This is a genomic window from Arenimonas sp. (assembly GCF_041919775.1).
In the GTDB taxonomy this organism is placed as follows: Bacteria; Pseudomonadota; Gammaproteobacteria; order Xanthomonadales; family Xanthomonadaceae; genus Arenimonas.
Window position 1 is genome coordinate 170,560 of record NZ_JAYRTE010000001.1, and the last position, 25,020, is coordinate 195,579.

23 protein-coding genes are annotated in these 25,020 nt (G+C 68.8%); 7 read left to right on the forward strand and 16 right to left on the reverse strand.

Features of this window, described 5'->3' with window-relative positions; genetic code table 11:
• Nucleotides 1–42: 42 nt before the first annotated feature.
• The 3 genes from ACE3TE_RS00795 to ACE3TE_RS00805 form a co-directional block, all read right to left on the reverse strand.
• Nucleotides 43–261: a YdcH family protein gene (locus ACE3TE_RS00795; protein ID WP_374601294.1), complete on the reverse strand. Its 219-nt coding sequence runs from the start codon at nt 259–261 to the stop codon at nt 43–45.
• A 264-nt stretch (nt 262–525) separates the two neighbouring features.
• The gene (locus tag ACE3TE_RS00800; protein WP_374601296.1) at nt 526–1,476 is read right to left on the reverse strand and encodes an OmpA family protein; all 951 of its coding nucleotides are present in this window, start codon (nt 1,474–1,476) and stop codon (nt 526–528) included.
• Between the two features lie 2 nt (nt 1,477–1,478).
• Complete coding sequence (locus ACE3TE_RS00805) at nt 1,479–1,844, reverse strand: hypothetical protein (protein WP_374601298.1); 366 nt, start codon at nt 1,842–1,844, stop codon at nt 1,479–1,481.
• A 103-nt stretch (nt 1,845–1,947) separates the two neighbouring features.
• Here ACE3TE_RS00805 and ACE3TE_RS00810 point away from each other — a divergent pair, with 103 nt between their 5' ends.
• Complete coding sequence (locus ACE3TE_RS00810) at nt 1,948–3,081, forward strand: PilT/PilU family type 4a pilus ATPase (protein ID WP_374601300.1); 1,134 nt, start codon at nt 1,948–1,950, stop codon at nt 3,079–3,081.
• 6 nt (nt 3,082–3,087) lie between these two features.
• Here ACE3TE_RS00810 and maiA read toward each other — a convergent pair whose 3' ends face one another.
• The 4 genes from maiA to hppD form a co-directional block, all read right to left on the reverse strand.
• Nucleotides 3,088–3,756 (reverse strand): maleylacetoacetate isomerase, encoded by a 669-nt coding sequence (gene maiA, locus ACE3TE_RS00815; protein ID WP_374601302.1) that lies wholly within the window; start codon nt 3,754–3,756, stop codon nt 3,088–3,090.
• Nucleotides 3,757–3,905: 149 nt separating this feature from the next.
• On the reverse strand, nt 3,906–4,901 hold the full coding sequence (locus ACE3TE_RS00820; RefSeq protein ID WP_374601304.1) for a fumarylacetoacetate hydrolase family protein: 996 nt from the start codon (nt 4,899–4,901) through the stop codon (nt 3,906–3,908).
• A 25-nt stretch (nt 4,902–4,926) separates the two neighbouring features.
• Nucleotides 4,927–6,225, reverse strand: coding sequence for a homogentisate 1,2-dioxygenase (gene hmgA / locus ACE3TE_RS00825; protein WP_374601306.1), 1,299 nt, complete (start codon nt 6,223–6,225; stop codon nt 4,927–4,929).
• 12 nt (nt 6,226–6,237) lie between these two features.
• Nucleotides 6,238–7,323 carry a 4-hydroxyphenylpyruvate dioxygenase gene (hppD, locus tag ACE3TE_RS00830; RefSeq protein WP_374601307.1) on the reverse strand — a complete coding sequence of 362 codons (1,086 nt, stop codon included), beginning with the start codon at nt 7,321–7,323 and terminating at the stop codon, nt 6,238–6,240.
• 83 nt (nt 7,324–7,406) lie between these two features.
• On the opposite strand from hppD, the gene ACE3TE_RS00835 reads away from it, so the two are divergent.
• The gene (locus tag ACE3TE_RS00835; RefSeq protein WP_374601308.1) at nt 7,407–7,859 is read left to right on the forward strand and encodes a MarR family winged helix-turn-helix transcriptional regulator; all 453 of its coding nucleotides are present in this window, start codon (nt 7,407–7,409) and stop codon (nt 7,857–7,859) included.
• Nucleotides 7,860–7,963: 104 nt separating this feature from the next.
• On the opposite strand, the gene ACE3TE_RS00840 is transcribed toward ACE3TE_RS00835, so the two are convergent.
• From ACE3TE_RS00840 to ACE3TE_RS00850, 3 genes are all read right to left on the reverse strand, one after another.
• Nucleotides 7,964–9,541 (reverse strand): peptide MFS transporter, encoded by a 1,578-nt coding sequence (locus ACE3TE_RS00840; protein ID WP_374601310.1) that lies wholly within the window; start codon nt 9,539–9,541, stop codon nt 7,964–7,966.
• Nucleotides 9,542–9,639: 98 nt separating this feature from the next.
• A complete protein-coding gene (locus ACE3TE_RS00845; protein WP_374601312.1) occupies nt 9,640–11,223 on the reverse strand; it encodes an AbgT family transporter in 1,584 nt (527 codons plus the stop codon).
• Between the two features lie 61 nt (nt 11,224–11,284).
• Nucleotides 11,285–12,145 (reverse strand): tryptophan 2,3-dioxygenase, encoded by an 861-nt coding sequence (locus ACE3TE_RS00850; RefSeq protein ID WP_374601314.1) that lies wholly within the window; start codon nt 12,143–12,145, stop codon nt 11,285–11,287.
• A 138-nt stretch (nt 12,146–12,283) separates the two neighbouring features.
• Between ACE3TE_RS00850 and ACE3TE_RS00855 the strand changes: the two genes are divergently transcribed.
• From ACE3TE_RS00855 to ACE3TE_RS00870, 4 genes are all read left to right on the forward strand, one after another.
• Nucleotides 12,284–15,976: a hypothetical protein gene (locus ACE3TE_RS00855; protein WP_374601316.1), complete on the forward strand. Its 3,693-nt coding sequence runs from the start codon at nt 12,284–12,286 to the stop codon at nt 15,974–15,976.
• A gap of 156 nt (nt 15,977–16,132) precedes the next feature.
• Nucleotides 16,133–17,206: a pyruvate dehydrogenase (acetyl-transferring) E1 component subunit alpha gene (gene pdhA / locus ACE3TE_RS00860; protein WP_374601317.1), complete on the forward strand. Its 1,074-nt coding sequence runs from the start codon at nt 16,133–16,135 to the stop codon at nt 17,204–17,206.
• A 1-nt stretch (nt 17,207) separates the two neighbouring features.
• Nucleotides 17,208–18,188, forward strand: a complete 981-nt coding sequence (locus ACE3TE_RS00865) for an alpha-ketoacid dehydrogenase subunit beta (RefSeq protein ID WP_374601318.1) — start codon at nt 17,208–17,210, stop codon at nt 18,186–18,188.
• 10 nt (nt 18,189–18,198) lie between these two features.
• Nucleotides 18,199–19,608: a dihydrolipoamide acetyltransferase family protein gene (locus tag ACE3TE_RS00870; protein WP_374601319.1), complete on the forward strand. Its 1,410-nt coding sequence runs from the start codon at nt 18,199–18,201 to the stop codon at nt 19,606–19,608.
• Between the two features lie 42 nt (nt 19,609–19,650).
• On the opposite strand, the gene ACE3TE_RS00875 is transcribed toward ACE3TE_RS00870, so the two are convergent.
• From ACE3TE_RS00875 to ACE3TE_RS00885, 3 genes are read right to left on the reverse strand one after another with little or no spacing between them, the layout of a single operon-like run.
• Nucleotides 19,651–20,742 (reverse strand): diguanylate cyclase, encoded by a 1,092-nt coding sequence (locus ACE3TE_RS00875; protein WP_374601320.1) that lies wholly within the window; start codon nt 20,740–20,742, stop codon nt 19,651–19,653.
• 51 nt (nt 20,743–20,793) lie between these two features.
• Nucleotides 20,794–21,108: a hypothetical protein gene (locus ACE3TE_RS00880; RefSeq protein WP_374601321.1), complete on the reverse strand. Its 315-nt coding sequence runs from the start codon at nt 21,106–21,108 to the stop codon at nt 20,794–20,796.
• Nucleotides 21,108–22,430 (reverse strand): tryptophan--tRNA ligase, encoded by a 1,323-nt coding sequence (locus ACE3TE_RS00885; protein ID WP_374601322.1) that lies wholly within the window; start codon nt 22,428–22,430, stop codon nt 21,108–21,110. The genes ACE3TE_RS00880 and ACE3TE_RS00885 overlap by 1 nt, the downstream gene beginning before the upstream one ends.
• Before the next feature lie 105 nt (nt 22,431–22,535).
• On the opposite strand from ACE3TE_RS00885, the gene ACE3TE_RS00890 reads away from it, so the two are divergent.
• Nucleotides 22,536–23,336, forward strand: a complete 801-nt coding sequence (locus tag ACE3TE_RS00890) for a hypothetical protein (protein ID WP_374601323.1) — start codon at nt 22,536–22,538, stop codon at nt 23,334–23,336.
• A gap of 73 nt (nt 23,337–23,409) precedes the next feature.
• Here ACE3TE_RS00890 and ACE3TE_RS00895 read toward each other — a convergent pair whose 3' ends face one another.
• The 3 genes from ACE3TE_RS00895 to ACE3TE_RS00905 all read right to left on the reverse strand — a co-directional run bounded on the left by ACE3TE_RS00895 (nt 23,410) and on the right by ACE3TE_RS00905 (nt 24,965).
• Nucleotides 23,410–23,550 (reverse strand): entericidin A/B family lipoprotein, encoded by a 141-nt coding sequence (locus tag ACE3TE_RS00895; RefSeq protein WP_374601325.1) that lies wholly within the window; start codon nt 23,548–23,550, stop codon nt 23,410–23,412.
• A gap of 99 nt (nt 23,551–23,649) precedes the next feature.
• Entirely contained in the window at nt 23,650–24,570 is a 921-nt protein-coding gene (rocF, locus tag ACE3TE_RS00900; RefSeq protein ID WP_374601327.1) for an arginase, read from the reverse strand.
• On the reverse strand, nt 24,567–24,965 hold the full coding sequence (locus ACE3TE_RS00905) for a rhodanese-like domain-containing protein (RefSeq protein WP_374601329.1): 399 nt from the start codon (nt 24,963–24,965) through the stop codon (nt 24,567–24,569). The genes rocF and ACE3TE_RS00905 overlap by 4 nt, the downstream gene beginning before the upstream one ends.
• Nucleotides 24,966–25,020: the final 55 nt, after the last annotated feature.

The following is a 25,020-nucleotide window of genomic DNA, read 5'->3' on the forward strand; positions in this document are numbered from 1 at the left end:
CGGCGACCCGACGAGGTGGGCCGCCGCCGCCACGGCGGTAACTCAGTGCCGGCGTTGGTCGAACATTCGGGTCAGCCGGTCCTTGGCGTTGAGCTTTTCCTTCTTCATGCGCCCCAGCGTGGTGTCGTCCAGCGGCAGGACGCCCAGTTCGGCGTCCAGCACCTGCTTGTCGAGTTCACGATGGCGGTGGTAGAGCTGCCGGAATTCCGGGTCGCTCTTCATCAGCGCTTCGAGTTCCTGTTGCGGTTGCCCTTCAAACATCGGAATGACCTCCTCCATAAAACGCGAACGCCCCGGCTGGGAAGACCGGGGCGTTGCGGATCGAGATTAAGGTCAGGTCGCTTTCGCGGGCGGCGCCTCCACGCGACGCGCGCGCATCCCGAAGGAAGGCGGCGCGTCCGGCGGTGGCGAGGTCTGCTTTCATCGGCCTGGCTCATGGTCCCGGGGGCATCGGGCCGCCGGGAATTTGAACCTACTCCCCCTCCACGGGGGTCGCAACCACTTTCGCAAGCCTTTGTTTTTAAATCAGTTGATGATTATCTCGACCCGGCGGTTGCGGGCCCGGCCGGCGGCGTTGCCATTGTCGGCCACCGGGCTCGATTCGCCCAGACCCGCGGCCTGCAGGCGCCCGCCGTCCACCCCGGCCTCGACCAGAACCCGCTTCACGGCCTCGGCGCGGCGCTGGGACAGCGCCTGGTTGGCGGCTTCGCCGCCCTGGCTGTCGGTGTGGCCCTCGATGCGCACGCTGCCGGAGCCGCTGAGCAGTCCGGCCAGCGCACGCAGGCTGGCCTGGGCCGCGCCGGTCAGGCTGGCGCTGCCGCTGCCGAAGGCGTTGCCGTCGAGCGTGTACACGTCGCGCCCGCCCTTGCGACTGAGCGGCGGCGGGCTGGCGTCGGTGATGTCGTCGGCGGCGATGGCCGCGGCGAGTTCGGCCTCCTGGCGCGCCAGTTCGGCCTCGCGGGCCCGGGCGGCGGCCAGCTTGCGGGCCTGGGCGGTTTCGGCCTCGGCGGCCTCGAGTTCGGCCACGCGCTGGGTTTCGGCCTGTTCGAGCTCGCGCTGGATGGCCTCTTCCCGCGCCATCGCCTGCAGGCGCAGGCGTTCGGCCTCGCGACGGGCACGCTCGGCCTCGCGCTGGCTGGCTTCGAGCATGATCTGGTCGCGCTCGCGGTCGAGCTGCCGGGCCTGCCCGACCAGCAGCTCGGCTTCGGCGGCCAGCCGGGCCGCCTCGAGACGCACGGCGGCCAGGCCGAGCTTGTGTTCGCGGTCGCGGCGGCGGGCGTCGCGGGCGTCGGCGATGGCCTGGCGGGCCTGCAGGCGCTCGAGCCGGGCCAGCGAACCCAGCGACGGGTCGGTTTCCAGGGCGCGAAGCTCGGCGGTCAGGCGCGCGACCGCCTCCTCGTGGTCGGTGCTGGCGGTGGCCGGGCCGCACAGGGCCAGGCCGGCGGCGAGGAGCAGGGCCAGAAGTCGGGTGCTCATGTTCAGCGCTCCCCGTTCACGAGCAGGCGCCGGCGCAGGTCGGCATTGCGGGCCGCGGCGCTTTCGACGGCCTGGCGGGCGGTGTCGAGGCGCGCCTTGGCATGGGCCAGGTCGGCATTGGCGGCGGCCGCCTCGGCCAGCCGCAGCCGGTCGGACTTGCGCCGGGTCGCCAGCGCGGCGGACCACTGGCCTCGCGCCTGTTCAAGGGCCCTGGCCGCATCGCCGCGCGGCTCGGCGGCCTCGGCGGCCATCACCGCGCGTTCGGCGGCGGCCAGCGCCGCGTCGACCTCGTCGGCCGCCGCTGTATTCACGCCAAACAGCGAAACCGCCAGCAGGATTGGCAGCGCACGATGGATTTTTAACGGCATTGATGTCATAAGGCGAACTCGCAGGTGGGCGTTTCGGCGAGGCCATTGTAGCCACGCCCGGGCACCCGCCGGGACCGAACTCAGGGGCTGCAAGGATACTGACATGGACATCGGCTACTTCCTGAAGCTGATGACGGAAAAGAACGCGTCGGACATGTTCCTCACGACCGGCGCGCCCGTCTATATCAAGGTCGAAGGCAAACTCTACCCGCTTGGCAATACCGGCCTGCCCGCCGGCATGGTCAAGAAGATCGCGTACTCGCTGATGGACGAGGGCCAGGTCCCCGCCTTCGAGCGCGACCTGGAGTTCAACATGGCGATCGCCGTGAAGGACACCGGCCGCTTCCGCGTGAACGTGTTCAAGCAGCGCGGCGAAGTGGGCATGGTCATCCGCGCCATCAAGTCCGAGATCCCGGGCATCGACCAGCTCAAGCTGCCGGCGGTCCTGAAGGACATCGTGATGGAACAGCGTGGCCTGGTCCTGGTGGTCGGTTCGACCGGCTCGGGCAAGTCCACCACCCTGGCCGCGATGATCGACCACCGCAACGCCAGCACCACCGGCCACATCCTCACCATCGAGGACCCGATCGAGTTCCTGCACAAGCACAAGAAGTCGATCGTGAACCAGCGCGAGGTCGGCCTGGACACCCACGCCTTCCACAACGCGCTCAAGAACGCGATGCGCGAGGCGCCGGACGTGATCCTGATCGGCGAGATCCTCGACGCGGTCACCATGGAATCGGCCATCGCCTTCGCCGAAACCGGCCACCTGTGCATGGCCACCCTGCACTCGAACAACGCCGACCAGACCCTGGACCGCATCCTGAACTTCTTCCCGGAGTCGGCCCACAAGAACGTGCTGATGAACCTCTCGCTCAACCTCAAGGCGATCATCAGCCAGCGCCTGGTGGTGGGCAAGGACGGCAAGCGCCTGCCGGCCGCCGAGATCCTGATCAACACCCCGATGATCCGCGACCTCATCCGCCGCGGCGAGGTGCACGAGATCAAGGACGCGATGGACAAGTCGCTGCAGGAAGGCATGCAGACCTTCGACCAGTCGCTGTTCCGCATGTACAAGGAAGGCAAGGTTGAGCTGGAGGAAGCCCTGCGCAAGGCCGATTCGCGCGATGGCCTGGCGCTGAAGATCCGCCTGTCCGAAGGCGCCAGCGGCGAACACGACCCCTACGCCGACATGTACGGCGGCGCCGGTCCCGGCAGCGAAACCCAGACCTACTGAGCCGGCTCAGCTGCCGGCGGGCGCGTCCGGCTGGTTTTCCGGCCGGGCGGCGTCGAAAGCCTCCAGCGCCAGGCATTCCCGGGTGATCCGCCGGATCGTGCGGTAGGGCGCCATGTCCACGCCGAAACGCTCGGCGTTGTAGACCTGCGGCACCAGGCAGCAGTCGGCCATGGTCGGCACGTCGCCGTCGCAATAGGCGCCGGTGGACGGGTTGTCGCACAGGGTGTCCTCGAGGGCATCGAAACCCACCTTGATCCAGTGCCGCACCCAGGCTTCGCGTTCGGCCTGGGGCACGTTCCAGGTGCTCTCGAAGAACTGCAGCACCCGGAGGTTGTTGAGCGGGTGCATGTCGCTGGCGATCAGCTGCGAGATCGCGCGAACGCGCTGGCGGTCGCGGGCGGTGGCCGGCATCAGCGGCGGCGCCGGCCAGGTTTCGTCCAGGTATTCCATGATCGCCAGGGACTGGCGCAGGATGCGGTTGCCGTGCAGCAGCACCGGCACCAGCTCCTGGGGATTGAGGTCGCTGAAAGGTGGCTTGTGCTGTTCGCCGCCGTCGCGCACCAGGTGCACCGGCGTGGTCTCGTAGGGCAGGCCCTTGAGGTTGAGCGCGATGCGCACGCGGTAGGCGGCGCTGGAGCGCCAGTACGAATAAAGCCGGATCGAGCCCGCGTTCATGGCGTCTGCTCCCTTTCCTGCCCTGCCTGATCCCAGCATACGCCGGGCCGACGCCGCCTGTGTAGGAGCGCCTTCAGGCGCGAATGTCTACTTTGCCAAGGACAAAGTCAAAAGATTCGCGCCTGAAGGCGCTCCTACGGGTGCCGGCCTCAGGCCCTCTGGATGCGCTGCTCGATCGCGCCGAAGATGCTGTTGCCGGCCTTGTCGAACATCTCGATGCGCACGGTGTCGCCGAAGGCCATGAAGGGCGTGCTCGGCTTGCCGTCGCGCAGGGCTTCGACCGTGCGCTGTTCGGCGAAGCAGCTGGCGCCCAGCGAAGTGTCCTCGTTGGCGACCGTGCCGGAGCCGACGATGGTGCCGGCCGACAGCGGCCGGGTCTTCGCGGCATGGGCCACCAGCTGGGCGAAGTCGAACTGCATGTCGACGCCGGCTTCGGGCGCGCCGAACCACTTGCCGTTGATGTGCGTCAGCAGCGGCAGGTGCAGCTTGTTGCCCTGCCAGGCCTCGCCCAGCTCGTCCGGCGTCACGAACACCGGGCTCAGGGCCGAACGCGGCTTGGACTGCAGGAAGCCGAAGCCCTTGGCCAGTTCGCCCGGAATCAGGTTGCGCAGCGAGACGTCGTTGACCAAGCCCACCAGCTGGATGTGGCCGGCAGCCTCGGCCGGCGAGGCGCCCTGGGGCACGTCGTCGGTGATCACCACGATCTCGGCCTCCAGGTCGATGCCGTGGGCCTCGTCGGCCACCAGCACCGGGTCGCGCGGGCCGTAGAAGCCGGCGCTGACCGCCTGGTACATCAGCGGGTCGGTGTAGAAGCTCTCGGGCACCTCGGCGCCGCGCGCCTTGCGCACCCGCGCCACGTGCGGCAGGTAGGCGCTGCCGTCGACGAATTCATAGGCGCGCGGCAGCGGCGAGGCCAGCTGGGCGAAATCCACGTCGAACACCGGCTCGCCGTTCACGGTTTCCGGCGTGCCGGCTTCCAGCGCCTCGAACACGGCGTTGAGCCGCGGCGCCGTGTTGGACCAGTCTTCCAGCGCCTGCTGCATCGTCGGCGCGATGCCGGTGGCCTTGACCGCGCGGGTGAGGTCGCGCGAGACCACGATCAGCGTGCCGTCGCGGCCGCCTTCCTTGAGGGAACCCAGTTTCATCGCTTGCTCCTTGCGTCCGTGCGGCTCAGCCGCGCCGGGTGGGGTCGAAATGTTTCTGCAGGCCCTGCCAGCAGGACTGGTAGTCGCGCTGGCGGTGACCGGCGTCCAGGGCCTGGGCCGCGGGCCGGATGACGCCGCGCGATTCGAACATGAAGGCCATCGTGTCGGTGATGACGTCCGGTTTGGACAGGTCGGCGTGGCTGGCCTTGTCGAAGGTCGCCGCGTCCGGGCCGTGGCCGGTCATCGCATTGTGCAGCGAACAGCCGCCGGGCACGAAACCCTCGGCCTTGGCGTCGTAGGCGCCGTGCACCAGGCCCATGAACTCGCTGGCGATGTTCCGGTGGAACCACGGCGGCCGGAAGGTGTCCTGGGCCACCAGCCAGCGCGGCGGGAAGATCACGAAGTCGATGTTGCTGGTGCCCGGCGTGTCGCTGGGCGAATGCAGCACCAGGAAGATCGACGGGTCCGGGTGGTCGTAGCTGATCGAGCCGATGGTGTTGAAGCGGCGCAGGTCGTATTTGCTCGGCGCGTAGTTGCCGTGCCAGGCGACGACGTCCAGCGGGCTGTGGGCGATGTCGGCGCGCCACAGGCTGCCCTGGAACTTGGCCACCAGCTCGAAGTCGCCCTCGGTGTCTTCCCAGGCCGCCACCGGCGCCAGGAAATCACGCGGGTTGGCCAGGCCGTTGCTGCCGATCGGGCCCAGGTCCGGCAGCCGGAACATCGCGCCGAAGTTTTCGCAGACATAACCGCGGGCCTCGCCGTCGGGCAGCGAGATGCTGAAACGCAGGCCACGCGGGATCAGCGCGATCTCCTGCGGCTCAATCTCAAGCACGCCCAGCTCGGTGGCGATGCGCAGGCGGCCCTGCTGGGGAACGATCAGCAGCTCGCCGTCGGCGTCGTAGAAATAGCGCCCGTCCATGTCCTTGTTGGCGGCGTACACATGCACGCCCATGCCGGTGCCGGCCCAGGACCCGCCGTTGCCGGCCATCGTGAACAGGCCGTCGAGCCAGTCGGTCGGCGCCGACGGCATCGGCAGCGGGCTCCAGCGCAACTGGTCCGGCGTTACCGGGCCGTGGCCGAAATCATTGTGGAAACCCGCATGCGCCAGTTCGGTGAACGGGCCGTGCATCGCCGCCGGACGGATCCGGTACAGCCAACTGCGCCGGTTGCTGGCGCGCGGCGCGGTGAACGCCGTGCCGCTGACCTGCTCGGCGTAGAGGCCGTAGGGCGCCTTCTGCGGCGAATTGCGCCCCACCGGCAGCGCACCGGGCAGCGCCTCGGTCGCGAACTCGTTCCCAAAACCGCTCTGGTAACTCAGGCTCATGCGCGGCTCCGGTCAGAGCACGCCGCGGCGCATCTGGTCGCGTTCGATCGACTCGAACAGGGCCTGGAAGTTGCCCTCGCCGAAACCCTCGTTGCCCTTGCGCTGGATGATCTCGAAGAAAATCGGACCGAACGCGTTCTGGGTGAAGATCTGCAGCAGCTTGCGCTGCTTGGTCTCCGGGTCGGCGTCGATCAGGATGCTGTTCTTGCGCAGGCGGGCGACGTCCTCGCCGTGCGCCGGGATGCGCTGGTCGATCACGTCGAAGTAGGTGTCCGGGGTATCGAGGAACTTGACACCGGCCTCGTGCATGGCTTCCACCGAGCTGTAGATGTCGTCGGTGAACAGCGCGATGTGCTGGATGCCCTCGCCCTTGTACTCGCGCAGGTATTCGTTGATCTGGCTCTTCTCGTCGCTCGACTCATTGAGCGGGATGCGCACCACGCCGTCGGGCGCGGTCATCGCCTTCGACAGCAGGCCGGTCTTGGCGCCCTTGATGTCGAAGTAGCGGATCTCGCGGAAGTTGAACAGCTTCTCGTAGTAGTCCGACCACTTCTGCATGTTGCCCATGAACAGGTTGTGGGTCAGGTGGTCGATGAAGGTCAGGCCGAAACCCTTGGGGTTCTGGTCCACGCCCGGGATCGGCGCGAAGTCCGCGTACAGGTCCTCGCGGCCGTCGTCGACCAGGTACAGCATGCAGTCGCCGATGCCCTTGACCACCGGCGCGTCCACGGCACGGGTGTCGGCACGGTGGTCCTGGCGCTCGCCGCCGTTGGCCAGCACGTGTTCGAGCACCTTCGAGGAAGGCGTCTTGAACCGGATCGCGAAACCGCAGGCCGAGGGGCCGTGCTGGGCCGCGAAATCCGAAGCAAAGGAATCGGGCGTCTCGTTGAGCAGGAAATTGATCGTGCCCTGGCGGTACAGGGTGATCGGCCGGCTCTTGTGCTTCGCAATCGCGGTGAAGCCGAGGTTGCGCAGGTACTGCGCCATCGCCTCGCCGCGATCGGCCGGCGCGGCGAATTCAACGAACTCGAAGCCGTTGATGCCCATCGGATTTTCGAAGGTGGTGGGCTGCATGCCCAGGTTGGGTTGTGCGCTCATGGAAAACCTCCGGGAAGCCGCTTGCATGGGGAAGACGTCCGTTATAGTTTCAACTGAAACCATTTGCAAGGTGCATTGCCGCAATGCCTGAACGCGACATCCTGGACCTGGCGCATTTCCTGCCCTACCGGCTGTCGGTGCTGTCGAACCGCATCAGCCAGGACATCGCCCGCCTCTACGCCGACCGCTTCGACCTGGGCGTGACCGAATGGCGGGTGCTGGCGGTGCTGGGCCGGCGCGACGACCTGTCGGCCCGGGAGGTCGCCGAACGCACCGCGATGGACAAGGTCGCCGTCAGTCGCGCCGTCGCCAGCCTCCAGGCCGCCGGCCGCATCGAGCGCGACACCCACGGCGACGACCGCCGCCGTTCCGTGCTGCGCCTCAGCCCGGCCGGCCGGGCCATCTACGAAGACGTGGCGCCGATGGCCCTCGCCTACCAGCGCCGCCTGCTCGAGGGCCTGGACACCGACGAACGCGCCACCCTCGACCGCCTGCTGACCCGCATCGAAGAACGCGAAGCCGCCACCCGCGACTAAGCCGCCGGGCGGCCGGGGGGACGGGTGCTACTTCCCCCGCGCAAATGAAAACGGGTGCAATTCCCCGAAGGAAATTGCACCCGTCCCCATACCCTCAGCCAGCTTCAGGCCTTGGGATGCGTCCCACCCGCCTGCGGCTCGCCGACTTCCGACTTGCCGGGCACGTCGTCCTCGAAATCCTGCAGCGTGTCGAGGTGCATCAGCTTCTTCACCAGCGGCGCGATCACCACCATGACCACGCCCACGCCCACCGCGACCCAGCCGACCGTGGTGTAGACCTCGAGCACGCGCTCGGGGCCGGCGTTGTCCACGCCTTCCGAACCCGTGGCCGCGGCGATCATGCCGGCGGCGAAGTTGCCCGAAGCCGAGGCGAAGAACCAGGTGCCCATGATCAGGCTGGCCAGGTGCGCCGGCGACAGCCGGTTCATCGCCGACAGGCCCACCGGCGACAGGCACAGTTCGCCGGTCGTGTGCAGCAGGTAGATCAGGAAGATGAACAGCACCGGGGTCAGGCCGCCTTCGTAGATGGCCGACGAGCCGGCGACCAGCACCAGGAAGCCGGCGCCGAGCTGGATGACGCCCAGGCCGAACTTGGCCGGCGACGAGGGCTCCAGGCCGCGGCGGCCCAGGAACAGCCACAGGCCGGCGAACACCGGTCCGAGCAGCACGATGTAGATCGCGTTGATCGACTGGAACACCGAGGCCGGCACTTCGTAGCCCAGCAGGCGGCGGTCCACCGAGCTGTCGGTGAACAGGTTCAGCGACGAACCGGCCTGCTCGAACAGCGCCCAGAACAGGATCGAGCCGACGATCAGGTACATGGCCGCGAAGATGCGGTCACGGTCCTGCGGCGCCAGCTTGAACACCGCGGTGAACATCACGTAGCCGACCAGGATGATGCCGGCGCCACCGAGCAGCCAGCCGACCAGGCTCTGGTACTGAATCAGCACCCAGACCAGGCCGACGCCGCCGATGCCCACCAGGTACAGCCACCACTCCATGCTCAGGCCGGCGGTGCGGCGCGAAAGGCGCTCGGGATCGCGCGGTTCGCCCTTGCCCATCAGGGCCGGCTTGCCGATCACGAACACGATCAGGCCCAGCAGCATGCCCAGGCCGGCGGCGCCGAAGCCGTAGGCCCAGCCGTAGGTCTCGCCCAGCCAGCCGGCGATGATCGCGCCCAGCGCGGCACCGAGGTTGATGCCCATGTAGAAGATCGTGTACGCCGAGTCACGGCGCAGGTCGGTACGCGGGTAGAGCTGGCCGACGATGACCGAGATGTTGGCCTTCAGGAAACCCGAGCCGACGACGATGAAGCTCAGCGCCAGCCAGAACCAGTTCAGCGCCCAGCTGTCCTGGCCGCCGTTGCCCTCGATCGCCATCAGGCAGTGGCCGATGGTCAGCAGCACGGCGCCGTACAACACCGCCTTGCGCTGGCCCAGGTAGCGGTCGGCCAGGTAACCACCCAGCACCGGCGTGATGTAGACCAGCGCCGTGTAGGCGCCGTATATGATCGACGATTCTTCCTCGCTGTAGAGCCAGTGCTTGACGAGGTAGAAGATCAGCAGCGCGCGCATGCCGTAGTAGGAGAAGCGCTCCCACATTTCGGCGAAGAACAGGACGTAGAGTCCGCGCGGGTGGCCGAGGAAGGTTTTCTCCCCGGCGGTATTCGGAAGGCTGGCCACTTGGTTGCTTACTCCCCTGGGTAATCAAAGTGAAACAAGGCGCGAAGGTGTAACCGGTGGGGGCCGGCGGCGTCAAACGCCGGCCGGCCCGTTCAGCCTCAGCCGCCGGCCGGGTAGGTGAAGCTCGAACCCACGCCCAGCGGGAAGCCCAGGGCCCAGAAGCCGATCAGGAAGGCGGTCCAGACCACCAGCAGGGTGATCGAGTACGGCAGCATCAGCGCCAGCAGGGTGCCGACGCCGGCACCCTTCACGTACTTCTGGCAGAACACCACGATCAGCGGGAAATACGGCAGCAGCGGCGTGATGATGTTGGTCGAGCTGTCGCCGACGCGGTAAGCGGCCTGGGTCAGGTCGGGCGAGACGCCCAGCTGCATCAGCATCGGCACCATCACCGCGCCGATCAGGGCCCACTTGGCCGAGGCCGAGCCGACCATCAGGTTCACGAAGCCCGACAGCAGCACGATGCCCACCAGGGTCGCGGCCATCGGCAGGCCCATGGCCTGCAGCAGGTTGGCGCCCTTGATCGCCATCAGCACGCCCAGGTTCGACTGCCCGAAGGCAAAGATGAACTGGGCCGCGAAGAAGGCCATCACGATGTAATAGCCCATGCCCGACATCGCCTTGGACATGCCGGCGATGATGTCGCGGTGGGTCTTCACCGTGCCCGCGACGTAGCCGTACACCACGCCCGGGATCAGGAAGAAGATGAAGATCAGCGGCACGATCGAGCGCATCAGCGGCGAAGTGAAGGCCAGCAGCGGATGCGTGCCCGGCGCCAGCGTGGCCGGGTCGGCGGCCCAGGGCGTGCCTTCCGGCAGAAGGGTCAGCACGAACAGCACGATCGCCACGGCCATCGCCAGCATCGCCGCGACCAGGCCCTTGCGTTCCTCGGGCCGCAGCGCCTCCATTTTCGGCATCTGGCTGGTGTCGCCGTCGACCGGCGTCGCCTTCAGGCGCGGCTCGATCACCAGGTCGGTCAGGATCCAGCCGACGATCATGATCAGCAGGGTCGAGCTGGTGGTGAAGAAATAATTGTTGAGCGGATTGACCTCGTAGCTCGGGTCGACCAGCTGCGCCGCGGCCTGGGTGAGGCCCGCCAGCAGCGGATCCAGGCTCGAGGGCACGATGAAGGTGGCCGAGAAGCCACCGGACACGCCGGCGAACGCCGCCGCGATGCCCGCCAGCGGGTGCCGCCCGGCGGCGTAGAAGATCACCGCGCCCAGCGGGATCACCAGCACGTAGCCGGCGTCGACCGCCACATGGCTGAGCACGCCGACGCCGACAAGCGCCGGCGTCAGCAGCGCCTTCGGGGTGACGCTGAGCATCGCCCGCAGCGCCGCGTTGATGAAGCCGGTGTGCTCGGCCACGCCCAGGCCCAGCATCGCCACCAGCACCACGCCCAGCGGCGCGAAGGTGACGAAGGTGTTGACCATGCTGGCCATGAAACTGGTCAGGCTGCTGCCGGACAGCAGGTTGACGATTTCCACCGGCGCCTGGGTGCGCGGGTCGATCTCGGCGAAGCTCATCTGCGCCATCACCGCCGACACGGCCCAGGTGATCAGCATCAGGATCAGGAACAGCACCGCCGGGTCCGGCAGCTTGTTGCCCACGCGTTCGACGAGGTCGAGGCCGCGGGTGATCAAGCCGCGCTTGGCGAGATCGGGCGGGATGGCTTGGCTCATGGTGGCTCCGGGCGGGTTTCGGACAAGGCCCGAAGACTAGCAGCCCGTCCGGCCGGATGCCTCAGCCGGGCTGGCCCAGCACGGTGCGCACCTCGAACAGCTCCGGGAAGAAGGTTAGTTCAAGCGCTTGCTTGAGGAAGCCCACGCCGGAACTGCCGCCGGTGCCACGCCTGTAGCCGATGATGCGCTCGACGGTCTTCATGTGCCGGAAGCGCCAGAACTGGAAGCTGGCCTCGACGTCCACCAGCTGTTCGCAGGTCGCGTAGGCCTCCCAGTGGGTGTCCGTGTCTTCGTAGATTGCCTTGAACACCGGGACCAGCGCCGGCTCGCGCTCGTAGGGCTGGGACCAGTCGCGTTGCACGCAGCGCGCCGGGATGGCGTAGCCCTTGCGGTGCAGGTGGCGCAGGAATTCGTCGTACAGGCTCGGGGCGTTGAGCACCGCCTCCAGCTCCGCCGTCGCCGCCGGGTCGTGCGAGAACACCTTCACCATGCCGGCGTTCTTGTTGCCCAGCAGGAATTCCACCAGCCGGTACTGCAGCGACTGGAATCCCGAGGCCGGGCCCAGGATGTCGCGAAACTGCAGGTAGTCGGCCGGGGTCAGGGTTTCGAGCACCGACCACATTTCGGTCAGCTGCTTCTGCACCTGCTTCACCCGGGCCAGGATCTTCTGCATCGGGTCGAGCTCGTCGCGCTGCAGGCAGGCCACGGCGGCGCGCAGCTCGTGGATCAGCAGCTTCAGCCACAGCTCCGAGACGTGGTGCTGGACGATGAACAGCATCTCGTCGTGGTGCGGCGGGTCCGACAGCGGCTTCTGGGCCGACAGCAGGGTGTCGAGCTGCAGGTAGCCGCCATAGGTGAGGCGGTCGCGCAGGTCGGTCGTGATGCCCTGCTCGAGGGCGCGCTGGTTCGGGGGCTGGGACAAGGCGGTTCCCGGGTTTTGCTGGGGTGCACAAGATTAGCCCCCCGGGACCGTAACGCCAACGCAACCAAAAACGGCTACCATCCGGCTGCGAAAGCCGTCAATCAGGCTTTTGCGTCTTTTACCAGGGGAAAACCAATCATGAAGCTAGCGCCACGCGCGTCCGCGTTGCTCGTCCTGTGCCTGGCGGCCGGGGCGGCCTCGGCCCAGGTGTCCCTCACCGGGCCCGCCTACACCCAGGATTTCGACACCCTCGCCAACTCGGGCACGGCCAACGCCGCCCTGCCGGCGGGCTGGCTGATCAACGAAACCGGCGGCGGCAGCCGCGACAACGAGCTCTACGCCGGCGATACCGGTGGCAGCAATTCGGGCGACACCTACAGCTACGGCGCCAGCGGCTCGGCCGAACGCGCGCTGGGTGGCCTGCTGAGCGGCTCGCTGAACCCGACCTTCGGCGCCTGCTTCACCAACAACACCGGCAGCGCCCTCGAGGCGCTGGACATCGCCTACACCGGCGAACAGTGGCGCTCCGGCACCGCCGGCCGTGCCGACACGATCAACTTCCAGTACAGCCTCGACGCCACCGACGTGGCCGGCGGCACCTGGACGGACGTGGACGCACTGGACTTCAGCACCCCGAACACCGTCGGCACCGGCGCGAAGAACGGCAACGACGCCGCCAACCGCACCGCCATCGCCGGCCAGATCGGCGGCCTGGCCATCGCCAATGGCAGCGGCTTCTGCATCCGCTGGACCGACTTCAATGCCTCCGGCGCCGACGACGGCCTGGCGGTGGACGACTTCTCGCTGACGCCGGTGCTTTCGGCCAGCGGTCCGGACCTGATGATCGAGATGTCCGCGGACCCGGCCGAAACCATCCCGGGCGGCCTGGTCCTGATCCGCACCCGTTTCACCAACATCGGCACCGCCACGATCACCAACACCCTTTACACGCGCTCTGTCCCAGGAACGCTCACCCCGGCGGGCCCGGCAGGCTTCGAGGACATCGTCGGCGAGATCGGCACCGAGGTTTCGGGCTCCTGCAGCACCTCCGGCGGCGCCGGCGGCGACTCCACCTGTTCGCTCATGCTGGCCCCGGGCGCCGCGGCCACGTTCTACTACGGTTACACCGTTGGCGCCGGCGTTTCCGGCCCGGTGGTCATCAGCGGCGTCGCCAACAACGCCGGCGACCCGGACACCGGCAACAACAGCGACCAAGTCGAGATCACCGTCTACGACACGTATTCCGATGTGGCGGTCACCCTGGCCGACAACGCCGACCCGGTGGTGACTGGCGGCAGCGTGGCGTATACCGCCACCGTCGCGAACAACGGCCCGCAGGCCGTCACCGGCCTGGCCCTGAGCCTGCCGATCCCGGCCGGCACCACTTATGTTGGCCACACGGTCGCCCCCGGCGTGTTCGACGGCTGCGCCGTCGTCGCCGCGGTGCTCGAGTGCACCGGTGCCGGCCCGGTCGCGTCCGGCGCCAGCAGCAACGTCGTGCTGGACCTGCAGGTCAGCGGTGCCTTCGCCGGCACCCTGAGCACGACGGCCACCGTTTCGTCGGCCCTGTTCGACCCGCAGCCGGCCAACAACCAGGCCACCGAGACCACGGAAGTCGAGGCGCCGCTGCTGGGCATCCACGACGTCCAGGGCGCGGGTGCGCTGTCGCCGATGGACGGCGGCCTGGTGGCCGTCGAGGGCATCGTCACCGCGCTGCGCTTCAACAACGCCTTCTTCGTGCAGAGCGCCTCCGGCGAGGAAGACGGCAACCCGGCCACGTCCGAAGGCCTGCTGGTCTACACCGGCTCGGCCCCCACCGTGGCCGTCGGCGACCGCGTGCGCGTGACCGGCACGGTCGAGGAATACCGCCCGTCCTCCAACCCGCACCAGGACTTCATCACCGAACTGACCGGCCCGTCCGTCAGCGTCATCAGCTCGGGCAATGCCCTGCCGGCGCCGGTGGAGATCACGGCGGCGATGACCGACCCGAACGGCCCGGTCGACCAGCTCGAGCCGCTCGAAGGCATGCGCGTCTCGGTGGCCCGCCTGGTGGCGACCGCGCCGACCGAAGGCAGCATCGACGAAAACGACGCCCTCGCCTTCCCGAACGGCAACTTCTGGGGCGTGGTCGACGGCATCGCCCGTCCGTTCCGCGAGCCGGGTATCGGCACGCTGGACCAGACCCCGCCGCCGCCCGCCAACACCCCGATCTTCGACACCAACCCCGAGCGCCTGCGCATCCAGAGCCGCGGCCAGGTCGGCGCGTCCCCGCTCGTGGTGGACACCGGCGCGGTCGTCAGCGGCCTGGTCGGCGTGCTCGACTACGGCGTCGGCGCCTACATCGTGATGCCGGACCCCACGGCGGCGATCACCGTCGAAGGCGGCGCGATGCCGGGCGCGGTGCCCGACCCGGCGGCCGGTGAGTTCACCATCGCCAGCGCCAACATGCTGCGCTTCTACGACGAAGTGAACGACGTCGGCGGCGACGTGCAGCTGACCGCGCTGGCCTTCGAGAAGCGCCTGGCCAAGGCCTCGCTGGCGATCTGCGACTTCATGAAGGCCCCGGACATCCTGGGCGTGGTCGAAGTCGAGAACCTGCGCACCCTGCAGCTGCTGGCCGACCGCATCAACGCGACCTGCGCCCGCGGCCCGCAGTACCAGGCCTACCTGGAGGAAGGTAACGACGGCAGCAAGATCAACGTCGGCTTCCTGGTCAACACCGCGGAAGTGCGGGCCTCGGTGCCGCGCGTGCAGGTCGAGTCGGTGGTGCAGTACGGCAAGGACGCCCGCATCACCAACCCGAACGCCAGCACTTCGGTGATGAACGACCGGCCGCCGCTGGTGCTGCGCGCCGTGCTCAACAACCCGGTCGGCACCGGCACCCCGGTGACCGTCATCGCCAACCACCTGCTGTCGCTGATCGACATCAACTCGACCGATCCGGGCTCGAATGGCTACGCGACCACCGGCGATCGCCGCCGGATCAAGCGCGCCGAGCAGGCGGTGTTCCTGGCCGGCCTGGTCGAGCAGTTCCAGCAGGCCAACCCGCAGGAACGCATCGTGCTGCTGGGTGATTTCAACGCCTTCGAGTTCAACGACGGCTACGTCGACGTGATGGGCATCGTCACCGGCCAGGAAGCGGCGAACGACGCGGTCTACCAGTACGCCGACAGCCCGCTGACCACCCCGCTGAGCAACCTGACCACGCTGCAGCCCGCGACCGGTCGTTATTCCTTCTCCTTCGAAGGCAACGCCCAGACCCTGGACCACATCGTCGTCAACCAGGCGCTGCTGGCCGACTTCCCCGGCCTGCGCACCGCGCATGCCCGGGTCAACGCCGACTTCGCGGTGGACAACTTCGCCGACGAGTCGATGGCGGTGCGGTTCTCCGACCATGACCCGGTGGTGCTGTACCTGTCGAAGTCCAACACCCGCCGCGCGGACCTGATGTTCGACATCGACGCGGTCAACAAGTCCTACCGCGTCGGCGTGCGCAACGTGCTGCTGGTGACGGTCGCCAACCTGGGTCCGGACCTTGCGCTGTCGCCGACGGTGACGGTGCTGGTGCAGGCCGCGCCGGCCGAGATCGACATGGCGCCGCCGGCCAACTGGACCTGCAGCAAGGACGGCACCGCGCTGGCGACGCTGATCACCTGCCAGGTGACCGGCGGCATCCTGGCCGGCAACGAGGACGTGCTGGAACTGGGCGTCACCACCGGCAAGCCGCCGCGCAACAGCCGCTTCGACGTGCTGGGCTGGGTGCAGTCGCGTTCGGCCGATCCGAACACCAGCAACAACCTCGAGGCCCTGCGCATGCCGCTGGCACGCTGAGCCCCGCGCGGGTGGCCGCGGCCACCCTCGGCGACACCGGAAACCCCGCTTCGGCGGGGTTTCTTTTTGCCTGCGCCAAAGACGGCGCGAAAGCCGTCGCGACTTGCCTTGGGCGGGCGCGGGCTGCTATCAAGGGCGCCTGCCCGGGAGGCCCGAATGAGTACCGTCGCCACCTTCGAAATCGAATACCTTCAATACCTTGGCCCCGACGGCCGGCTGGTCCGCGACGACCTGCCCGAGTTCGCGAAGGACCGTCGCAACCTGGTCGAGCTGTTCAAGCACATGCTGCTGGTGCGCACCTTCGACTCCAAGTCGGTGGCGCTGCAGCGCACCGGCAAGCTGGGCACCTACGCCAGCTGCCTGGGCCACGAGGCCGCGCACATCGGCATCGGCAGCGCCATGCAGTACGACGACGTGCTGGCGCCCAGCTACCGCGAGTACGGCGCCCAGTTCATGCGCGGCGTGAAGCCGCGCGACGTGCTGATGTACTGGGGCGGCGACGAACGCGGCAACGATTTCTCCGGCCCGCCGCACGATTACCCGTGGTGCGTGCCGATCGCCACCCAGTGCCTGCACGCGGCCGGCGCCGCCCTGGCCTTCAAGCTGCGCGGCGAGCCGCGCGTGGCGGTCACCTGCGTCGGCGACGGCGGCAGCTCCAAGACCGACACCTATGCCGCCATCAATTCGGCCGGCGCCTACGCGCTGCCCTTCGTGCTTTGCATCATCAACAACCAGTGGGCGATCTCGGTGCCGCGCAAGGCGCAGACCGGCGCGAAGACGCTTGCGCAAAAGGGCCTGGCCGGCGGCCTGGACTGCGTGCAGGTGGACGGCAACGACATCATCGCGGTGCGCGCGGCAATGGACCACGCGCTCAAGCGCGCCCGCAACGGCCACGGCGGCAGCGTCCTCGAACTGGTCACCTACCGCCTGTCCGACCACACCACCGCCGACGACGCCCGCCGCTACCGCGACGACGCCGAAGTGAAGGAAGCCTGGGAACGCGAACCGATGTCGCGCCTGCGCACCTTCCTGATTTCCGAAGGCGTCTGGAGCGAGGCCGAAGAGGCCGAGTGGAAGGAGAAATGCGGCAAGCTCGTGGACATCGAGGTCAACGCCTACCTGGAAACCAAGGTGCAGCCGGTGGAAGCGATGTTCGATTACCTCTATGCCGAACTGCCGGCCGAGCTGGAAGCCCAGCGTGCCGACGCGATCAAGTGGGAGGGCCGCTGAGATGGCCGCCATCACCCTGATCGAAGCGATCACCCAGGCCCTGGCCTGGGAAATGAAGCACGACGACACCGTGCTGGTGCTGGGCGAAGACGTCGGCGTCAACGGCGGCGTCTTCCGCGCCACCGCCGGCCTGCAACAGACCTTCGGCGACCAGCGCGTCATCGACACCCCGCTGGACGAAACCACCATCGCCGGCCTCACCGTCGGCCTGGCCTCGCAGGGCATGAAGCCGGTGGCCGAGGCGCAGTTCGACGGCTTTATGTACCCGATGGTCGACCACATCATCTGCCACGCGGCGCGCTTCCGTTACCGCACCCGCGGCCGCCTGACCTGCCCGATGGTGCTGCGCGTGCCCTGGGGCGGCGGCATCCGCGCGCCGGAACACCACTCGGAAGCCAACGAGTCGATCTTCACCAACGTGCCGGGCCTGCGCGTGGTCATGCCCTCCTCGCCGCAGCGCGCATACGGCCTGCTGCTGGCCGCGATCCGCGACCCGGATCCGGTCATCTTCATGGAGCCCAAGCGCATCTACCGGCAGTACAAGGAAGAGGTGCCCGACGACGGCGAGGCCTTGCCGCTGGACGTGTGCTTCCAGCTGCGCGACGGCGACGACCTGACCCTCGTCACCTGGGGCGCGCAGGTGAAGGAAACGCTCGAAGCCGCCGACGAACTGGCCAAGCAGGGCATCAGCGCCGAAGTGATCGACGTCGCCACGCTCAAGCCGCTGGATTTCGACACCATCCGCGAGTCGGTGGCCAAGACCGGCCGCTGCGTCATCGTGCACGAGGCGGCCAAGACGGCGGGCTTCGGCGCCGAGATCGCCGCGCGACTGGCCGAGGAATCCATGTACGACCTGCTGGCCCCGGTCGAGCGCGTCACCGGCTACGACACCCACATCCCCCTGTTCCGCCTCGAGATGAAGTACCTGCCGAGCGTGGACAAGATCGTCGCCGCCGCCAAGCGCGCGCTGGCGGCGGGCTGAGGAAACAGACATGAGCGAGAAGAAGCTGTTCAACCTGCCCGACCTGGGCGAAGGCCTGCCCGACGCCGAAATCGTCGAGTGGCTGGTCAAGGAAGGCGACGTCATCAAACTCGACGAGCCGCTGGTGTCGATGGAAACCGCCAAGGCCGTGGTCGAGGTGCCCTCGCCGTTTTCCGGCAAGGTGACCCGCCTGGCCGGCAAGGCTGGCGACGTCATCGAAACGGGCAGCTGGCTGGTCGAAATCGAAATCGATCCGTCCCTGCCCCAGCGCGCGGATGCCCAGGACACCGGTCATTCGCATGGCCACAAGGGCGCCGGCAAGCCGGTGCCGAACGAAGAATCGCGCGACGACGGCGACGACCTGACGGTCATTGCCTCCGACGAAGGCGGCGAGATCCGGAAGGAACCCGCCAGCGACGACGGCGAGGACGACGGCGATGCGGGCACCGTGGTCGGCGCCATGCAGAGCTCCAACGCCGTGCGCAGCGAACAGGCCGTCGCGGTCGGCGGCGTGCGCGCCATGCCGGCCGTGCGCGCGCTGGCCCGCAAGCTCAAGGTGGACCTGTCGCGGGTGAAGGCGACGGGCACCGACGGCGTGGTGACGGCGGCGGACGTGAAGAAAGCCGCGGCCGATGGCAGTGCGCCCGCGGGCGCCGCCGGCCGCAGCGTTGCGCCCCCTCCCCCGCTCGCGGGGGAGGGCCGGGGTGGGGGCAGCGCGAAGTCCTCGGCGCCCGCCTCCCAGCCTCCCCCCGCCAGCGGGGGGAGGGGCAGTTCGCCGGCAATGGATGTCGACGAACCCATCCGCGGCGTACGCCGCAACATGGTGCGCACGATGTCCCAGGCCCACGCCGAGGTCGTGCCGACCTCGCTGATGGACGACGCCGACATCCATGCCTGGGCGCCGGGCGAGGACATCATGGCGCGCATGATCCGTGCGATCGCCGTGGCATCCGAAGCCGAGCCGGCGATGAACGCCTGGCTCAACGCGAAGGAAGGCACGCTGCGCCGGCACGCGCGGGTGGACGTGGGCATCGCCGTCGACTCGCCTGACGGCCTGTTCGTCGCCAACCTGCGCAACGCCGAGCGGCTGGAGGCCCACCAGGTGCGGCAGGCGATCAACCGCATCCGCGACGGCGTCAAGAACCGCTCGCTGCCGCCGGAAGAACTGCGCGACTACACCATCATGCTGTCGAACTTCGGCGTCTTCGCCGGCAAGTACGCCACGCCCGTGGTGGTGCCGCCCTGCGTGGCCATCATCGGCGCCGGCCGCCTGCACCACGCGGTGGTGCCGGTGCTGGGTGGCCTGGAAACGCACCGGATCATGCCGATCTCGCTCACCTTCGACCACCGGGCCGCCACCGGCGGCGAGGCCGCGCGTTTCCTGCGCGCCCTGCTCGACGACCTGCAAAAGGCGCGCTGAGCACCCGCGGCACCCGACCGGCCACCGCGCCGGTCGCGGCCGCTAGTTGTCGGCGACTTCGATCCGGTTCCGGCCGCGGTGCTTGGCCTGGTACAGGGCCTGGTCGGCGCGCTCGAAGACCGACTCCGTGTCGTCGCGGCCCGCCTGGCCTGCGGCGATGCCCGCCGACAGGGTCACCGGCACCGGCAGGTCCGGGTGGCCGGCCACGCTCTGGCGGATGCGTTCGACCACGCTGAGGGCGCCGTCCGGCGGCGTCGCCGGCATCAGCACCAGGAATTCCTCGCCGCCGTAGCGGGCCGCGACGTCGCCGCCGCGCACCGCCTGCCGGATCTGTTCGCCGACCAGGCGCAGCACGTCGTCGCCGATGGCGTGGCCATGGCCGTCGTTGATGCGCTTGAAGTGGTCGATGTCGAGCAGGGCCACCGTGAACTGGCCACCGCCGGCCCAGAAGCCGCCCAGCGTCGCCTGCTCCAGGCCACCCCGGTTGAGCAGGCCGGTGAGCGCGTCGCGGCGCGCCTCTTCGGCCAGCTCGCTGTTGCGCGCTTCCAGGCTGCGCTGGTAGTCCTGCAATTCGCGCGTGGCCAGTTCGCGCTCGGCCAGCAGGCGCTGGGCCTCGAGCTCGCGCCGGCGCAGTTCGAGCAGGGCGACGGCCATGCGCGCCAGCGCACGCAATGATTCGACCTGGTCGAGGCTGATTTCACGGGGAACCACGTCCACCACGCAGACCGTGCCCAGGGCGAAACCATCGGGCGTGACCATCGGCGCGCCGGCGTAGAAGCGCAGGTGGTCCGGACCGGTGACCTGCGGATAGTGCATGAACACCGGATGCTGCGAGGCATCGTTGACGATCGTGACCTCGTCGGGCCGGCGGATCGCGATGTCGCAGAAAGCGATGCCCCGCTCGGTCTCCTCGCCTTCGATGCCGCGGGCGGCCTTGAACCACTGCCGGGACTCATCGACGAAGGTGACCACCGCCTGCGGGGTACCGCAGATCGTCGTCGCCAGCTGCACCACGTCTTCGAAGGCCTGCTCGGGCAGGCTGTCGAGGATGCGGTAGCGGCGCAGGGCCTGCAGGCGAAATTCGTCGCCCGGGGGCGGGCTCCAGCCGGGCAGCGGGCCAGGGGTGGTGGTCATCGCCTCTCCTCGCTCGCGGTTCGCCCCAGTGTAGGCCTCCCGCGGCGTGGATCAAGCAATCCGACGGAAGCGTTGCCCGCGCCAGGCCCAGGCCACGCCGATCACCAGCAGGAAGGCTTTGTAGGCCAGCAGGCTGGCCAGCACCTGGCGCCAGATCGGCCCCGCCTCGATGCCGGCGGCGGCCGTGGCGTAACCCCAGCGACCGGCCAGGAAGGCGGCCACGAAAGCCAGCGCCAGCGCGGTGACGTCGAAACGCCGGCGCGCGGCCGTCTTTTCCAGGTGGCGCGGGTAGAACCAGTACAGCACGCCCAGGATGGCGAACCAGGGCAGGAACAGGATCAACGCAAGATCGGCGACGTCGGCCATCAGGCGTCCTCCTCCACGAAGGCCTGCAGCGCGGTTTTCGCATCGTCCAGCGAAACCCCCGGCGCCAGCGCGCCGATCCGCAGGTCGCCCAGCCACAGCCCGTCGTCCTGTTCGCGCAGGCCGCTCGCGCCCTCGAGCTTGAGCCGCGCAACCCGCACGCCGGCATCGCGCGGCGACTCGAAGCCGCCGCCGCCCAGCAGTTCCTGGCCCTCGCCATTCACGAGCTTGAAGTGGAAACGGCCGTCCTTTTCCCGGTACTGCTTGAACTGCGGCAGCGCCGGCTTCGAGGACTCCGTCGTCCGGACACCGGCCTGCTCGCGCAGGTCGCGCAGGCCCACGGCGCGGCGCAGGTCGGTCATCAGCGGTCCGGCGATGCGCCGGGCCTTTTCAGCGCCGGCGCGCAGCACCTCTTCGATGTGGTCGGGCCGGGCCATCAGCGCCTCGTACTTCTCGCGCAGCGGTGCCAGCTCTTCGTCGAGCCGTTCGAACAGGGCCTGCTTCGCCTCGCCCCAGCCGATGCCGTCGGCGAAGGCCCGGGCGAAGTCGGCCGACTGCGCCGGCGTGGCGAAGGCCTGGTGCAGCTGGAACAGCGCCGAGCCTTCGGTGTCCTTGGCCTCGCCCGGCGCCCGCGAATCGGTGACGATCGAGAACACCAGCTTCTTCAGGATTTCGCGCGGCGCGAACAGCGGGATCGTGTTGTCGTAGCTCTTGCTCATCTTGCGGCCGTCCAGGCCCGGCAGCGTGGCGACGTTTTCCTCCACCGCCGCTTCCGGCAGAACGAAGTGCTCGCCGTAGAGGTGGTTGAACCGGGCGCCGAAATCGCGCGCCATCTCGATGTGCTGCACCTGGTCACGGCCCACCGGCACCGAGTGCGCCTTGAACATCAGGATGTCGGCGGCCATCAGCACCGGGTACATGAACAGGCCGGCGCTGACGCCGGCGTCCGGGTCTTCGCCGGCGGCGGTGTTCCTGTCCACCGCGGCCTTGTAGGCGTGGGCGCGGTTGAGGATGCCCTTGCCGGCCACGCAGGTCAGCAGCCAGGTCAGCTCCGGGATCTCGGGGATGTCGGACTGGCGGTAGAACCACACCTGTTCCGGGTCCAGGCCGCAGGCCAGCCAGCTGGCCGCGATCTCCAGGGTCGAACGCTGCACGCGTGCCGGGTCCTGCACCTTGATCAGGGCGTGGTAGTCGGCCAGGAAAAAGAAGCTTTCCACGCGGGGCTGGCGGCTGGCGGCCACCGCCGGGCGGATGGCGCCGGCGTAGTTGCCCAGGTGCGGGGTGCCGGAGGTGGTGATGCCGGTGAGTACGCGGGTGACGGTCATGGAGTTTTCGGACGAAGGAACCCCGCGAGTTTACCGCGTCGGCGCACCAACCCCGTTCCGGCCACCGGAACGTTGCATTGACGGCCCCCGAACGAGGAGTCCGCCATGAAATCCGTGAATGCCCTGCTGCCGATCGCACTTGCCGCCCTGGCCATGCTGGCCAGCCCGCCCGCCTGCGCCCGCCAGGCCCCTTTGGTCGACCTGCAGGTGCAGGATCTAGAACTCGGCCACGCCCTGCCCTGGCACCCCCACCGCGGCCGCCACTACATCGAGGGCCGGCCCGGCCACCGCTACAGCCTGGTGCTGCACAACACCACCGGCGAACGGGTCCTGGCGGTGGTGTCGGTGGACGGCGTGAACGCCATCAGCGGTGAAACCGCCGGCACCGGCCAGTCCGGCTACGTGCTGGGTCCCTGGCAGCGGCTGGAAGTGCGCGGCTGGCGCAAGAACCTGTCCGAAGTCGCGCAGTTCCACTTCACCGACCTGCCAGACAGCTATGCCGCCCGCACCGGCCGGCCCGACAACGTCGGCGTGATCGGCGTGGCGGTGTTCCGGGAACGCCCGGTGGCCGATTACCCGTCGTCACCGGTGCCGATCGCAGGCAAGGAGTCGCGCGGCGCGGGCAAACCCGGCCCCGCCAGCGACGCCGCCGCGCCGTCGGCCGAGGCCAGCCGCATGGACCGGGGCCTGGCCCGCCAGCAGCTGGGCACGGGCCACGGCGAACGCCGCCGGGACGCGGCCACCACGACCCGGTTCGAACGCGCCAGCCGCTGGCCGGCGCAGACGCTGCAGCTGCATTACGACGGCACCGAGGCGCTGGTGGCACGCGGCGTGCTGCCGCGCCGATGGCCGCAGCATGAGGACGCGCCGGTCGCCTTCCCGATCGGTTTCGTCCCCGACCCGTAAAACATCTCGCATGAAAAAGGCCGGGCATCCCTGCCCGGCCTTTCGCGATGTCTGGCGGCGCCTTCGAACCGGATCAGTTCTTGGCGTCTTCCGCCGCTTCCTCGAGCTCTTCGCCGGCCTTGGAGACATCCTTGCCAAAACCTTCGACGGTGTTGCAGCCGGAAAGCGCGAACGCGGCCAGCATGGCCGCCAGCATCAGGCGGGTACGGGTCATGGGTCTCTCCTGTGGGTGGGTTACCTGCCGAGTCTAGCCCTGCCCGGGAGCCTGTCAATCACTGCCGGCGCATGTTTCACGGGGGATTCACGCCGCGGTTCAGTCCCGCATCAGGGTGGACTTGCCGAACAGGCTTTCGACCAGGTCCACGGCCAGCTTGCCGGTGCGGTTGTGGTCGTCGTAGGCCGGGTTGAGTTCCATGATGTCCAGCGAACCCAGCCGGCCGGTGTCGGCGATCATCTCCATCACCAGCTGCGCTTCGCGGTAGTTCGGGCCGCCGGGCACGGTGGTGCCGACGCCCGGCGCGATCGAGGGGTCGAGGAAATCCACGTCGAAGCTCACGTGCACGTGGGTCTGGTCGTCGATGCCTTCCAGCGCCTCCTCCATCACGCGCTTCATGCCGATCTCGTCGATGTAGCGCATGTCGTAGATGTCGACGCCGTATTCCTTCACCAGGCGCTTTTCGCCCTGGTCGACCGAACGGATGCCGATCTGGCGCAGCACGCTCGGATCGATCGCCGGGGAGTCGCCGCCGAGATGGGTGAGCGCCTTGGGGCCGACGCCGCACAGGCAGGCGACGGGCATGCCGTGCACGTTGCCCGAGGGCGTGACGTCGCTGGTGTTGAAGTCGGCGTGGGCGTCGAGCCAGAGCACGCGCAGCTTCTTGCCGGTGTCCCTGCAGTGGCGTGCCACCGCCTTGATGCTGCCCAGGCCGAGGCAATGGTCGCCGCCCAGCAGCACCGGCAGGCGCCCCTGGCCGAGCTGGGACTGCACGGCCTCCATCACCAGGCGGTTCCACTCGACCACCTGCTCGAGGTGGCGGTAGCCGTCGGTCGGCGGCAGCCAGGGATTGGCGGGGCCGGAAAGATTGCCGGTGTCGATGACCTCCAGGCCGCGCTCGCGGAGCGCTTCGCCGAGGCCGGCCACGCGCAGGGCCTCGGGGCCCATCACGGCGCCGCGATGGCCAGCGCCGATGTCGGTCGGTGCGCCGATCAGCGCCAGGGTGCGGGAGAGGCTCATTCGCCGCCCTCCGCCCCATCCGGCACGCGCACCGGACGGTCTTCTTCCTGCCAGCGCAGCCAGCTGCCCTCGACCTGGCGCACTTCGATGCCGGCTTCCTCGAGGATCTCCTGCGCGGTGGTGGCGCGCTTGCCGCTGCGGCAATACACCAGCACCCAGCGGTCGCGGTTGATTTCGTCCAGGCGCTCGGCCAGCTGGTCGTGCGGGATCAGCACCGCGCCCGGCAGGTGGCCCTGCGCGAATTCCTCGGGCGTGCGCACGTCGAGCAGGATCGGCGCATCGGCGCGCGCGGTGATTTCGGCGACCGCGGCGGGCGCAACCGCCGGCCGGCCGGCCAGCGCAACCGCAGGCAGCGCCGCGAGCAGCAGCAGGGAAAGCGGAATGAAGCGACGCATGGCGACGGCTCCTTCAAAACGGGGCCTTACAGGATATTCCCCGCAGTGGCCGGCT

Coding starts and splice junctions, on each gene's coding strand:
- ACE3TE_RS00795 (WP_374601294.1), bottom strand. CDS start 261: ATGTTTGAAGGGCAACCGCAACAGGAACTCGAAGCGCTGATGAAGAGC.
- ACE3TE_RS00800 (WP_374601296.1), bottom strand. CDS start 1,476: ATGAGCACCCGACTTCTGGCCCTGCTCCTCGCCGCCGGCCTGGCCCTG.
- ACE3TE_RS00805 (WP_374601298.1), bottom strand. CDS start 1,844: ATGCCGTTAAAAATCCATCGTGCGCTGCCAATCCTGCTGGCGGTTTCG.
- ACE3TE_RS00810 (WP_374601300.1), top strand. CDS start 1,948: ATGGACATCGGCTACTTCCTGAAGCTGATGACGGAAAAGAACGCGTCG.
- maiA (WP_374601302.1), bottom strand. CDS start 3,756: ATGAACGCGGGCTCGATCCGGCTTTATTCGTACTGGCGCTCCAGCGCC.
- ACE3TE_RS00820 (WP_374601304.1), bottom strand. CDS start 4,901: ATGAAACTGGGTTCCCTCAAGGAAGGCGGCCGCGACGGCACGCTGATC.
- hmgA (WP_374601306.1), bottom strand. CDS start 6,225: ATGAGCCTGAGTTACCAGAGCGGTTTTGGGAACGAGTTCGCGACCGAG.
- hppD (WP_374601307.1), bottom strand. CDS start 7,323: ATGAGCGCACAACCCAACCTGGGCATGCAGCCCACCACCTTCGAAAAT.
- ACE3TE_RS00835 (WP_374601308.1), top strand. CDS start 7,407: ATGCCTGAACGCGACATCCTGGACCTGGCGCATTTCCTGCCCTACCGG.
- ACE3TE_RS00845 (WP_374601312.1), bottom strand. CDS start 11,223: ATGAGCCAAGCCATCCCGCCCGATCTCGCCAAGCGCGGCTTGATCACC.
- ACE3TE_RS00855 (WP_374601316.1), top strand. CDS start 12,284: ATGAAGCTAGCGCCACGCGCGTCCGCGTTGCTCGTCCTGTGCCTGGCG.
- pdhA (WP_374601317.1), top strand. CDS start 16,133: ATGAGTACCGTCGCCACCTTCGAAATCGAATACCTTCAATACCTTGGC.
- ACE3TE_RS00865 (WP_374601318.1), top strand. CDS start 17,208: ATGGCCGCCATCACCCTGATCGAAGCGATCACCCAGGCCCTGGCCTGG.
- ACE3TE_RS00870 (WP_374601319.1), top strand. CDS start 18,199: ATGAGCGAGAAGAAGCTGTTCAACCTGCCCGACCTGGGCGAAGGCCTG.
- ACE3TE_RS00875 (WP_374601320.1), bottom strand. CDS start 20,742: ATGACCACCACCCCTGGCCCGCTGCCCGGCTGGAGCCCGCCCCCGGGC.
- ACE3TE_RS00880 (WP_374601321.1), bottom strand. CDS start 21,108: ATGGCCGACGTCGCCGATCTTGCGTTGATCCTGTTCCTGCCCTGGTTC.
- ACE3TE_RS00885 (WP_374601322.1), bottom strand. CDS start 22,430: ATGACCGTCACCCGCGTACTCACCGGCATCACCACCTCCGGCACCCCG.
- ACE3TE_RS00890 (WP_374601323.1), top strand. CDS start 22,536: ATGAAATCCGTGAATGCCCTGCTGCCGATCGCACTTGCCGCCCTGGCC.
- ACE3TE_RS00895 (WP_374601325.1), bottom strand. CDS start 23,550: ATGACCCGTACCCGCCTGATGCTGGCGGCCATGCTGGCCGCGTTCGCG.
- rocF (WP_374601327.1), bottom strand. CDS start 24,570: ATGAGCCTCTCCCGCACCCTGGCGCTGATCGGCGCACCGACCGACATC.
- ACE3TE_RS00905 (WP_374601329.1), bottom strand. CDS start 24,965: ATGCGTCGCTTCATTCCGCTTTCCCTGCTGCTGCTCGCGGCGCTGCCT.